Raw genomic sequence first — 11,504 nt, forward strand, 5'->3', positions numbered from 1 at the left:
ATGCTGCGTGCACAAGACATCAATATGACGTTCAACGCGGGTACGCCGATCGAGACGCGGGCGCTGCGCGGATTGTCGCTGGAGATCCCGAGTGGCCAGTTTGTCACGGTGATTGGTTCGAACGGCGCCGGCAAGTCGACGTTTTTGAATGCGGTGTCTGGCGATCTGCCGATCGATTCGGGGCGCATTGAGATTAATGGCGAGGACGTAACGGGTAAGTCGGTCTGGGCACGCGCGGACCGGGTGGCTCGGGTGTTTCAGGACCCGATGGCGGGGACCTGCGAGGACCTGACGATCGAAGAGAACATGGCGCTGGCGCAGTTGCGTGGCGAGCGCCGGGGTTTTGGTCGCGCGGTCAAGGCCAGTATGCGAGAGGGGTTCCGGGCACAGCTCGCGCGGTTGGGGCTGGGCCTTGAGGGGCGTTTGTCCGATCGCATTGGTTTGCTTTCAGGCGGGCAGCGGCAGGCGGTGAGTCTGTTGATGGCGGCATTGCAGCCGTCGCGTATTTTGCTGTTGGATGAGCATACGGCGGCCCTGGACCCGCGGACGGCGGATTTTGTGCTGCGGTTGACGGCGCGCATTGTCGCGGAGAACAAACTGACGACGATGATGGTGACGCACAGTATGCGACAGGCGCTGGATGTGGGTGACCGCACGGTGATGTTGCATCAGGGTCAGGTCGTGCTGGATGTTTCTGGCGACGAGCGCAAGGGCATGGAAGTGCCGGATTTGCTGGCGATGTTTGAGCGCGTGCGGGGGGAGACGCTCTCGGATGATGCGTTGCTGCTGGGGTAGCTGCAATGTCTTGGGCCTCGCTTTTAGTCTTAGCCACGGGTGTTTCTATTGCGGCGTGCCTGTCACGCGCTTGAGCGTCGCGCCGGCGTAATCAGCCCGGCTCGGCCCATGACCACGGGCCTCGGTCCCGCTGCGCGGGACTGCCCGGGCTTCAAAATGCCGGCGCGACGCTCAAGCGCGTGACAGGCACTGGTAATGGGGCATGCCTCGGGGGCTGATTGCCATGGTTTTGCCATGGTTGTGGGGCATACTTGTTGTTTGTGTTTGTTGGGCGTTTGCGCTTTTGGGGCACTCGCGCTTATGCGAGCACACCCAGGATTACGTTGTTGGCATCGAAGATCGCGATGACTTGGATGCCGGGAGCGAGTTGCAGGGCGTTGGCGCTTTCTTGGGTGATGACGGCGATGATGCTGGTGCCGTTGGCGATGTCTACGACGATTTCGTTGTTGACGGCGCCGGGATGAATGGCGGCGATGGTGCCGGCGAGTTGGTTGCGGGCGGATAGGCGCAGGTTGTCGCTGGGCAGGGCGATCATGACCGAGGGGGCTTTGATCAGCGCGATGGCTTCGCTGCCGGGAGCCAGGTCGAGGTCGGCGGTGCTTTCGCGGGTGATGGTGGCGATGATGTCGTGGCCGCTGGCCAGGCGCAGGGTGATTTCGTCGTTGACGGCGCCGGTGCGGATAGCGGTGACGGTACCGAGGAGTTTGTTGCGCGCGCTGGTTTTCAGCATGATCCGTCTCATGAGGTTGAGGTCGCTGGGGGCATCGAGGTTGGTTTGGGCCAGGTGCGCCATGACGCGACGGTGTTCGGCTTCTAGCGTTTCGAATGTGGCGATGAGTTGCCGGGCGCGGGGGGTGAGTTGGGCGCCGCCGCCGCCTTTGCCGCCGGTGGCGCGCAGGACGAGGGCTTCGCCGGCAAGGTTGTTCATCGCGTCGATGGCATCCCAGGCGCCTTTGTAGCTCATGCCGACGGCACGGGCGGCGGCGCTGATGGAGCCGGTGCGTCCGACTTGGGTGAGCAGGTCTATGCGGTTTTTGCCGCCCCAGGGCTGGGTCCCGACCCGTAGCCAGAGGGATCCGTCGAGTTCCAGGGGATGAGTGGTCATGGTGGGGAGGTCGATGATGGTACGGGTAGCGGGACCTTGGCCTTAACGAGAATGAGATTCCATTGCAAATTTATAGGCTTCAAGGCATGATGTTTGCGCACTTATTGCGGAGAATTTCGTTATGAAACGCGTTGCGCTTTTCCCTGTGCTGGCTGTCGCGGGCCTGTTGTCGGCCTGCTCGGCTCCCACGATTCGCAGTGATTATGATCACAGCGCCAATTTTGCTCAGTATCGCAGTTTTGGTTTTATGTCGCCTTTGGGTACGGATACGTCGGGCTATAGCACGCTGTTGACGGCGCGGCTAAAGACGGCAACGCGTGGGCAGATGGAGATGCGGGGGTATGTTTATTCCGAGCAGTCTCCTGATCTGCTGGTGAATTTCAATGCCAAGCTGCAGGATAAGACGCAGGTGACGCCGGCGCCGATGATTCCGTATTATGGCTACCGTACGGGCTTTTATGGTGGCTGGCCGGGTTATGGCTGGGGCGGTAATGATGTGTATCAGTACACCGAAGGCACGCTGAATGTGGACCTGATCGACGCGCGGCGCAAGCAGTTGGTCTGGGAGGGCGTTAGCCAGGGGATTATTGATGATCAGGCGACGGCAGCGTCGTCGGAAAAAGTCGAGGCGACCGTGGCGCAGATATTTCAGCGTTATCCGTTCCGCGCCGGTAGTGCGGCGCCCCAAACCCCTCAGGCAGGTAAGACTCGATGAGCAAGCCAACTGACCCGCGCGGGACGCACTCGTCGCAGGCTGACGCTTACGAGACGGTGGCGTTGGTCCTGCAGGGTGGCGGTGCGCTGGGCTCGTATCAGGCGGGGGTCTATCAGGGGTTGCACGAGGCCGGTATTTCCCCGAACTGGATTGCCGGGATTTCGATTGGCTCAATCAACGCGGCGATTATCGCGGGCTCTCCAATGGATGAGCGCATCGAGCGTCTGCGCGGTTTCTGGGAAGATATTTGTCGTCCGACAGGATTTTCGGCTTTGCCTTGGGGCGATGCGTGGGCGCAGGCGTTTCAGGGGATACCCTTTGGATTTGGGTCACCGATGATGAATAGCCAGTTGGCTGCGTACCGGGCGTTGACCGAGGGGCAGCCTGGATTTTTTTCGCCACGCTATCCGCCGCCGTACCTGCTGCGGGGCGGCCCCGAGGCCACCAGTTTCTACGATACGTCGCCATTGGCCGCGACCCTGCACAAGTATGTCGATTTTGATCTGCTCAATCGAGGCGCAGTGCGGGCCAGTTTTGGCGCGGTGAACGTGCGTACCGGTAATTTCGCGTATTTCGATAATAAGCAGATGCCGTTGCGGGCAGAGCATATTATGGCGTCGGGCGCGCTGCCGCCCGGGTTTCCGGCGATCGAGATCGACGGGGAGCACTATTGGGATGGTGGCGTAGTGTCGAATACGCCGCTGGCCCATGTGCTGGCGGCCTTGCCGATCAAGGACACCTTGGCTTTTCAGGTGGATCTTTGGCCTGCAAGGGGGGCGTTGCCGACCAATCTCGAAGAGGTGGCCGAGCGTCAAAAGGACATCCAGTATTCCAGTCGTACCCGTACGGTGACCAATATTCACCAGCGCCTGATGAAGTTGCGCCGCGGGTTGCAGCGCGTGCTCGAGCATTTGCCCGAGGATGAACGCAATAGCCCGGACTTGGCGGACATCCGCGAGCTTGCCTGTACGCCCGCGGTGAACGTGGTCAATTTGATTTTCGAGGCCAAGCACTATGAGCGTAATTCGAAAGATTACGAGTTTGGCACCGAGGCGATGCGCGAGCATTGGCAAAGCGGATTGACGGATATTCGGCACACGCTGGCGCAGCCCAGAGTTTTGGATCGCCCGCATGCCAATCAAAGTTTTGTTTCGCACGACATCCATCGTACGAAGCCGCAGTGACGCGACAAGATCGATATCGTCGAATTTCAGATGGTGCCGCGATATTGTGGTTAATTTGATGTCAAATGCGGTGGTTTTACGACAAAAATGAGGTTACAGTAACGGCCTTGGCGGGCGTGACTACCCCGTTTCAGCGCCGTGCGCGAGTTTGCGCGCCTCGGCTCTACTCCGTGAGGAATCCATGCGTTTTCCGCATCATCGTGTCTCGGGATTCGGTGTCGCTGTGTTGGTTGCTTTAGCACTGGCAGGCTGCAATGAAAGACCCCAAATGAACCCCGGTATGCCGCAAGTTAGCGTCATTACGGTACAACCCAAACCTGCTTCCATTGTGTCCGATTTGCCGGGCCGTGTTGATGCCGTGCGCGACGCCGAGATCCGCGCGCGTGTGACAGGTATCGTGCAAAAAATCGAGTTTGAACAAGGCAGCGAGGTTAAAGCGGGCCAACTGTTGTTCAAGATCGATCCTTCCCAGTATCGGGCGACGCGTGATCAGGCCGCTGCCCAGCTCAAGCAATCGCAGGCCGATCTGTACAGCACCAAGGCACTGGCGGATCGCTATGCGCCGCTGGTCAAGGCCAATGCGGTCAGCAAGCAGGAATACGACAACGCCGTGGCCGGCTACCGACAGGCCCAGGCCGCAGTGGCGGCTGCCAAGGCCAATCTTGACTCCGCTGAGATCAACCTGGGGTACACCGATGTCACGTCGCCGATCGACGGGCGTATCGGCAAGGCACTCGTCACCGAAGGCGCGTTGGTCGAAGGAACGTCGGCCACGCAAATGGCCTTGGTACAGCAGTTAGACCCTATTTATGTCGATTTCACGCAGAGCACGACCGACTTGGCCAGGCTGCGGCAGGCGTTTGCCAGCGGACAGATCGAGCGTATGGGGGCAAATGCCGCCCGTGTGAAGGTGATCCAGGAAGACGGTACCGAGTACGCCCATCCGGGCAAGCTGCTGTTTACCGGTATTACGGTCGATCCGACCACGGGACAGGTTAATTTGCGCGCCGAGGTGCCCAATCCCGATCACGTCTTGTTGCCTGGCATGTATGTGCGCGTGCGCCTGGAGCAGGGGACGAATCAGCAAGCGCTGATGGTGCCTCAACAATCTCTGCAACGCACGGCCGATGGCTTGCAAAGCCTGATGTTGGTCAAGGACAAAAAGGTCGAGCAGGTCGCTGTGACGACGGGTGGCGCGATTGGTACCGAGTGGCTGGTGACCAGCGGCCTCAAGGCAGGAGATGTCGTGGTCGTCGAGGGCTTCCAGAAAATTCGTCCGGGTGCACCGGTAGAGACGTCTGCCTGGACGCCGGGGGCCGAGGGCAAGGCTGCGGCACCTGCAGGGGGCAAGCCGGCCGATGGCAAACCCGCGCAAGACAAACCCGCCGAAGGTAAACCAACTGAAGCCAAGCCCGCTGACGGCGCACCTGCCGAAGGCAAGCCAACAGAAGGCAAGCCCGCGGAGGGCACCGCGCCACCTGCACAGCCCGATTCCGGGCACAAATCCTAAACGGCACGCGGCGCGATGCGCCGCGTGCCTGTTTTCGTGAGCACTTTCCGGGTTAGCCCACATGCCGCAATTTTTTATTGATCGACCAATCTTCGCCTGGGTAGTCGCCCTGTTCATTCTGTTGGCAGGCTTGTTGGCTATTCCCAATATGCCGATCTCGCAGTATCCCGACGTGGCACCACCGGCCATTACGATTACGGCGACTTATCCGGGGGCCTCGGCCGGCGAGGTCGCCGAATCGGTGACCAGTATCATCGAAGACCAACTCAATGGCGCCAAGGGGCTGCTGTATTACGAGTCTGTCAGTGACTCGAATGGTCAGTCGACGATCACCGCGACGTTTACGCCCGGCACCGATCCGGACTTGGCGCAGGTAGACGTACAGAACCGAGTGTCGAACGTCACCGCCCAGTTGCCGACGGCCGTCGCGCAACAAGGGATCCAGTACGAGCAGACCAGCACGGGCTTTCTGATGATCGTGACGCTGTCGTCGACCGACGGCTCACTGAGCGAGACGGCGCTGGCGGATTACATCACTCGCAACGTCCAGAACCCCGTCTCGCGGGTGCCTGGCGTGGGGCAGTTCCAATTGTTTGCGGCCCAGCGCGCGATGCGCATCTGGATCGATCCCGACAAACTTGTGGGCTATAACCTGAGCGCGTCCGACGTCAATACGGCCATCAGTCAACAAAACGTGTTGATCTCGGCGGGTAGCATGGGTGCGCCGCCCAACCCTGACAGCCAGCGTATTACCGCCACGGTGGTGGCTAACGGACAGCTGTCTACGGTAGAGGGGTTTGGCAATATCGTGCTGCGCGCCAATACCGATGGTTCTTCGGTGCGTCTGCGTGACGTGGCCCGTGTCGAGGTGGGTGCTGATAATTATCAGTTTGGTGCCCGACTGAACGGCAAGCCCACGGCGGCCTTTGCGGTGGTGCTGTCACCCGAGGCCAACGCGTTGGCCACGGCGCAGGGCGTACGCGACCAGATGGAATCGTTGTCCCAGTATTTCCCGGGCAACATCAAGTTCGACATTCCGTACGACACTGCGCCGTACGTGAAAATATCCATCGAACAGGTTCTGCACACTTTGGCTGAGGCCATGGTGCTGGTGTTCCTGGTGATGTTCCTGTTCCTGCAGAACGTGCGCTATACCCTGATTCCGGCCCTGGTGGTGCCGGTTGCGATGCTAGGGGCGTTTGCGGTGATGCTGGCGCTGGGCTTCTCGATCAACGTGCTGACTATGTTTGCCATGGTGCTGGCCATCGGGATTTTGGTCGATGACGCTATCGTGGTGGTCGAGAACGTCGAACGCATTATGGCGTCCGAGGGGTTGTCACCCAAGGAAGCCACCAAAAAAGCCATGCCGCAGATCAGCGGCGCTATCGTGGGTATTACGCTGGTGCTGGTCACAGTGTTCCTGCCGCTGGCATTCATGAGCGGCTCGGTCGGGGTGATTTACCGTCAGTTCTCGGTGGCAATGGCGGTGTCCATTTTCTTCTCGGCATTCCTGGCACTGAGCTTTACCCCCGCCTTGTGCGCTACGCTGCTCAAGCCGATTCCCAAGGGGCATCACGAAACCAAGAAAGGCTTTTTCGGATGGTTCAACCGCAGATTTGACGCGACCACGCATAGCTACCAAAACTGGGTGGCCCGCATCCTGCACCGGGGCGGTCGCATGATGTTGGTGTTCCTGGTGCTGGTGTTGCTGCTGGGCTGGTTGTATCTGCGTCTGCCGTCGTCGTTTCTGCCCGAAGAAGATCAGGGCTATGTGGTCAGCAACATCGAGTTGCCGACGGGCGCCAGTGCCAACCGCACGGTCGAAGTGATCGAGCAGGTTGAGGAATACTTCATGAACCAGCCCGCCGTCGAAAATATCATTGCCGTTCAGGGCTATAGCTTTAACGGTAATGGTCTGAACGCGGCGATTGCCTTTACCACGCTGAAAGACTTTTCAGAACGGACGAGTCGCGAGGATTCGGCAGGCGCGATTGCATTCAAAGCCTTTCAAAAGCAGTTGATGGGCATTCATGACGCCACGGTGTTCACGCTGGTGCCGCCGGCGATTTCGTCGCTAGGTAACGCGACCGGCTTTGACTTGCGTCTACAAGACCGCGGGAATGCCGGGGGTGCGGCATTGGCGCAGGCGACGGCGCAGTTGATGAAAATGGCGAGCGAAAGCCCGGTGCTGTCGCAGGTGCGTATTACCGGGCTGCAACCCGGACCGCAGTTGTCATTGGACATCGATCGTGACAAAGCGGCGGCGCTGGGCGTGGACTTCAACGCCGCGGCCACGTTGATCGCGACGTCACTCGGGTCGGCCTACATCGACAAGTTCCCCAATATGGGGCGCATGCAGAATATCTGGGTGCAGGCAGAGGCACGTCATCGTATGCAGGTGGACGAAATCCTCAGGATGAACGTCGCCAATGCCAGCGGTCAGATGGTGCCCCTGTCGAGTTTCGTGTCGTCTAATTGGACGCAAGGTCCCATTCAGGTGGTGCGCTACAACAGCTACAACTCCATGCGGATCGGTGGCGATGCGGCGCCGGGTTACTCCACCGGTGAGGCGATGGCCGAAATGGAGCGCCTGGTCGCACAGCTACCCTCGGGCTTTGGCTACGAGTGGAACGGCTTGTCGTACCAGGAGCGTCAGGCCGGTAACCAGGCGCCTATCTTGATGGGACTGGCGTTGCTGGTGGTCTTCCTGGTGCTGGCGGCCCTATACGAAAGTTGGGCGATTCCCCTGTCGGTGATGCTGGTGGTGCCGTTGGGGATGCTGGGGGCGGTCGGTCTGGTCTCTCTCCTGGGCATGTCCAATGACGTGTATTTCCAGGTGGGGATGGTGACGGTGATCGGGTTGGCGGCCAAGAACGCCATTCTGATTGTTGAGTTTGCCAAGGACCAGTACGCCCGTGGCATGGGCCTGCACGAGGCCACTGTCGAAGCAGCGCGCTTGCGGTTCCGCCCTATTTTGATGACTTCAATGGCCTTTATCCTGGGTGTGGTGCCGTTGGCCATGGCCACGGGGGCCGGCGCAGCCAGCCAAAGGGCCGTGGGCATTGGCGTGCTGGGCGGCATGTTGGCGGCCACGCCGTTTGCGGTGATTTTCGTGCCGACCTTCTTCGTCGTGATGCTCGGTCTCTTTAAAACCAAACCGCGTTTGCTGGGCAATGAGCTCAAGGAGTTCGAGGCCGAGCAGGCTGCAAAACGCGCCCGCGAGGCCGCGGAGTCTAATCAATCTGGTAACGAACCCAAGCCTGATTCGGCTACCGGCCAGGAGGGCAAGGAATGACAGCCCTGATGTACAAACGAACCGCGTTATCGGTATGTGTGGCGGCCATCATCAGTGGCTGCTCGCTGGCACCTGACTATCATCGTCCCGAGTCGCCCGTGCCGGGCGACTGGCCGACGCAGCCCAAGGTGCAAATCGGCTCGACGAGCGGCCGCGCCTCGGTGTCTGAACAGCCCGCCGCGGCTGTCGCTCCAGAAGGGACCGTGCCGGCGGCAGATCTCGGCTGGCGCGAGTTTTTCCGTGACCCGCGACTGCAGGCGTTGATCGAATTGGCGCTGATAAACAACCGCGACCTGCGCGTGGCGGTACAAAGCGTCGAAGAAGCGCGCGCCCAGTATGGCGTGCAGCGGGGGGCGCAATGGCCCAGCATCGGGGCGGGTATCGAGGGCTCGCGTCAGCGCATGCCGCCGAATATGCGCGTCGGTGGCGAAGACGCGCCTTCGGTTTCCAGCAGCTATCAGGCCGGCGTCGGCATGACCGCTTTCGAGATCGATTTGTTTGGCCGCTTGCGTAGCCTGTCCGATGCTGCATATCAAGCCTATCTGGCTACAGAGCAAGCGCAGCGCAGCGTGCACATCACGCTGGTGGGGGCGGTCGCCCAGGCGTATTTCAATATGCGTGCAGCCGAGGTTCAGCTCGAGCTGACCCAAAAGACCCTGGCGGCGCGGCAAGAGTCCTACAACTTGGTCAAACGCCGTTTCGATGGTGGCGTTGCCTCGGAAATGGACCTGAACCAGTCCCGGAGTCTGCTGGATTCGGCGTCCGCCGATCTGGCGCAATTGGCGCGTTTGCGTGCGCAATCAATCAATGCGCTGACCGTATTGGTCGGCGTGTCTTTGCCGGATGGTCTTCCGCCCCCGGCGGAGTTTGGCCGCGATCAGTTGCTGGCAACCGTGCCGGCGGGCTTGCCGTCTGACATGCTCGAGCGCCGGCCCGATATCATGGCCGCCGAAAATACCCTGAAATCTTCCAATGCCAATATTGGCGCGGCGCGCGCGGCATTTTTCCCGACCATTTCCCTGACGGGCATGCTCGGCGTGGCCAGCGATTCGCTGGGAACACTGTTTCGTGGCGGCCAGGGAGCCTGGAGTTTTGCCCCGTCGATTACCACGCCGATCTTTTCGGGCGGCAGTATCCGCGAGGGCCTGAACCTGGCCGAGGCGCGCAACAATATCGCGGTCGCGCAGTACGAACAGACGATCCAGCAGGCATTCCAGGAGGTCTCCGACGCGTTGGCGGGCGAGGCTACCTACGGGGCGCAAGTCGATGCGTTGCGTTCGCTGCAGACCTCTACCGCGCGCACCCTTGAATTGTCTAACATGCGTTACGTCAATGGCATCGACAGCTATTTGCAGGTTCAAACGGCGCAGGTCGATTTTTTCAGCGCCCAATTGAGCTTGGTGCAGGCGGGATTGGCCGCACTGAACAACCGCGTCGCCCTGTACAAGGCATTGGGCGGAGGATGGTCCGAGGTGACGCCGCTGGCGTCCGGCGACACGACAACACCGACGTCCAGTGCGCCGGCGGGCAATCCGTCGACGACAACGCGCACCTCGGTGCCGCAGCCGAGTGTCGCGCCCGCATCGGGTTCTTGATCTGGGGCTACACTTGAGGGGGCATCTGGCCTGTTATGGCTAGATCCTCCTCCTCCGTTTCACCCACGAAAGCACCATGATAGAACTAGGCGTCAACATTGATCACGTGGCGACGCTGCGCCAGCAGCGCCACACGACTTATCCCGACCCTGTACAGGCCGCCCTGCGTGCCGAAGACGCCGGGGCCGACCTGATTACCCTGCATCTGCGCGAAGACCGTCGCCATATTCAGGATGCGGATGTCCATGCTATTCGGCCGTTGCTGCGCACCCGCATGAACCTGGAGTGCGCGATCACGCCGGAAATGCTCGAGATCGCTTGCCAGGTGCGGCCCAACGATGTGTGTCTAGTGCCTGAAAAACGTACAGAACTGACCACCGAAGGCGGGCTGGATGTGGCTGGGGCATTGTCTGCCGTCAGCAGCGCCGTGGCGCGCTTGCATGAGGCCGGTATTCGCGTTTCGCTATTCATCGATCCCGACCCTCATCAGATCCAGGCGGCCGCCGAGGCCGGCGCGACGGTGATCGAGCTGCACACGGGCTCCTATGCCGAGGCGAGCGGCGATCAGGTTCAACACGAACTCGACCGCGTGAGCCTTGGTCTGGCCGAGGGCTTGCGTCATGGCCTGCGGGTGAACGCCGGGCATGGACTGCACTACGGCAATGTGGCGCCGATTGCCGCGCTGGACGGGATTACCGAACTCAACATCGGGCATGCCATCGTGGCGCAGGCGGTATTTGACGGCTGGGACAAGGCGGTGCGCGACATGAAAGCGATCATGGTGCAGGCGCGCTTGCTGGCTGTACGCGGTCGCTGAATCCGATCCGTGTCTTATCGCGAACCCGATGTCTCAAGCCCCCGCTCATTCGCCCCCGACGCCGCCTGGCAGCATTGCCGGCATCGGGATGGATTTGCTGCGCATAGATCGTATCGAGCGCGCCTTGGCACGCCATGGCGATCGCTTTGCCGAAAAGATTCTGGGGCCGGACGAACTGCAGAAATTCCACGCCCGTCGCGCTCGCGATGCCGCGCGCGGCGTGCGTTTCCTCGCGACGCGGTTTGCCGCCAAGGAGGCCTTTTCCAAGGCCATTGGCTTGGGGATGCGCATGCCCATGACCTGGACACGGGTACAAACGTTGAACGCGCCGGGCGGTCGACCGATCCTGGTGATCGCCCCGAGTCTGCTTCAGTGGTATACACCGCGCTTCGGGGCCGCGCATGTCTCTATTACCGATGAGTCTGATCTCGCGGCCGCTTACGTCATCGTCGAGCGCAAGGGCTAAGCCCGGCGGCTTCCTCTTTCTC

At 60.8% G+C, this 11,504-nt stretch carries 9 protein-coding genes; 8 read left to right on the forward strand and 1 reads right to left on the reverse strand.

The window, feature by feature from the left end; genetic code table 11:
- On the forward strand, nt 1–795 hold the full coding sequence (locus tag ACYVDM_RS16635; protein WP_415787190.1) for an ABC transporter ATP-binding protein: 795 nt from the start codon (nt 1–3) through the stop codon (nt 793–795).
- 298 nt (nt 796–1,093) lie between these two features.
- On the opposite strand, the gene ACYVDM_RS16640 is transcribed toward ACYVDM_RS16635, so the two are convergent.
- Entirely contained in the window at nt 1,094–1,900 is an 807-nt protein-coding gene (locus tag ACYVDM_RS16640; RefSeq protein WP_415793258.1) for a TOBE domain-containing protein, read from the reverse strand.
- A 121-nt stretch (nt 1,901–2,021) separates the two neighbouring features.
- Here ACYVDM_RS16640 and ACYVDM_RS16645 point away from each other — a divergent pair, with 121 nt between their 5' ends.
- From ACYVDM_RS16645 to acpS, 7 genes are all read left to right on the forward strand, one after another.
- Nucleotides 2,022–2,615 carry a DUF4136 domain-containing protein gene (locus ACYVDM_RS16645; protein ID WP_415793257.1) on the forward strand — a complete coding sequence of 198 codons (594 nt, stop codon included), beginning with the start codon at nt 2,022–2,024 and terminating at the stop codon, nt 2,613–2,615.
- Nucleotides 2,612–3,799, forward strand: a complete 1,188-nt coding sequence (locus ACYVDM_RS16650) for a patatin-like phospholipase family protein (protein ID WP_415793256.1) — start codon at nt 2,612–2,614, stop codon at nt 3,797–3,799. The genes ACYVDM_RS16645 and ACYVDM_RS16650 overlap by 4 nt, the downstream gene beginning before the upstream one ends.
- Before the next feature lie 181 nt (nt 3,800–3,980).
- Nucleotides 3,981–5,309, forward strand: coding sequence for an efflux RND transporter periplasmic adaptor subunit (locus ACYVDM_RS16655; protein ID WP_415793255.1), 1,329 nt, complete (start codon nt 3,981–3,983; stop codon nt 5,307–5,309).
- Between the two features lie 61 nt (nt 5,310–5,370).
- Nucleotides 5,371–8,604: a multidrug efflux RND transporter permease subunit gene (locus tag ACYVDM_RS16660; protein WP_415793254.1), complete on the forward strand. Its 3,234-nt coding sequence runs from the start codon at nt 5,371–5,373 to the stop codon at nt 8,602–8,604.
- Nucleotides 8,601–10,199: an efflux transporter outer membrane subunit gene (locus ACYVDM_RS16665; protein WP_460475428.1), complete on the forward strand. Its 1,599-nt coding sequence runs from the start codon at nt 8,601–8,603 to the stop codon at nt 10,197–10,199. The genes ACYVDM_RS16660 and ACYVDM_RS16665 overlap by 4 nt, the downstream gene beginning before the upstream one ends.
- A 76-nt stretch (nt 10,200–10,275) precedes the next feature.
- Nucleotides 10,276–11,016 (forward strand): pyridoxine 5'-phosphate synthase, encoded by a 741-nt coding sequence (locus ACYVDM_RS16670; protein WP_415793252.1) that lies wholly within the window; start codon nt 10,276–10,278, stop codon nt 11,014–11,016.
- A 28-nt stretch (nt 11,017–11,044) separates the two neighbouring features.
- On the forward strand, nt 11,045–11,482 hold the full coding sequence (gene acpS, locus ACYVDM_RS16675; RefSeq protein WP_415793251.1) for a holo-ACP synthase: 438 nt from the start codon (nt 11,045–11,047) through the stop codon (nt 11,480–11,482).
- Nucleotides 11,483–11,504 lie beyond the last annotated feature (22 nt).

The sequence above is a fragment of the Bordetella tumulicola genome, assembly GCF_054779135.1.

Excerpts from the sequence above, each read along its gene's own strand:
- ACYVDM_RS16665 (WP_460475428.1), top strand. The coding sequence starts at position 8,601 with ATGACAGCCCTGATGTACAAACGAACCGCGTTATCGGTATGTGTGGCG.
- acpS (WP_415793251.1), top strand. The coding sequence starts at position 11,045 with ATGTCTCAAGCCCCCGCTCATTCGCCCCCGACGCCGCCTGGCAGCATT.
- ACYVDM_RS16640 (WP_415793258.1), bottom strand. The coding sequence starts at position 1,900 with ATGACCACTCATCCCCTGGAACTCGACGGATCCCTCTGGCTACGGGTC.
- ACYVDM_RS16635 (WP_415787190.1), top strand. The coding sequence starts at position 1 with ATGCTGCGTGCACAAGACATCAATATGACGTTCAACGCGGGTACGCCG.
- ACYVDM_RS16645 (WP_415793257.1), top strand. The coding sequence starts at position 2,022 with ATGAAACGCGTTGCGCTTTTCCCTGTGCTGGCTGTCGCGGGCCTGTTG.
- ACYVDM_RS16670 (WP_415793252.1), top strand. The coding sequence starts at position 10,276 with ATGATAGAACTAGGCGTCAACATTGATCACGTGGCGACGCTGCGCCAG.
- ACYVDM_RS16655 (WP_415793255.1), top strand. The coding sequence starts at position 3,981 with ATGCGTTTTCCGCATCATCGTGTCTCGGGATTCGGTGTCGCTGTGTTG.
- ACYVDM_RS16660 (WP_415793254.1), top strand. The coding sequence starts at position 5,371 with ATGCCGCAATTTTTTATTGATCGACCAATCTTCGCCTGGGTAGTCGCC.
- ACYVDM_RS16650 (WP_415793256.1), top strand. The coding sequence starts at position 2,612 with ATGAGCAAGCCAACTGACCCGCGCGGGACGCACTCGTCGCAGGCTGAC.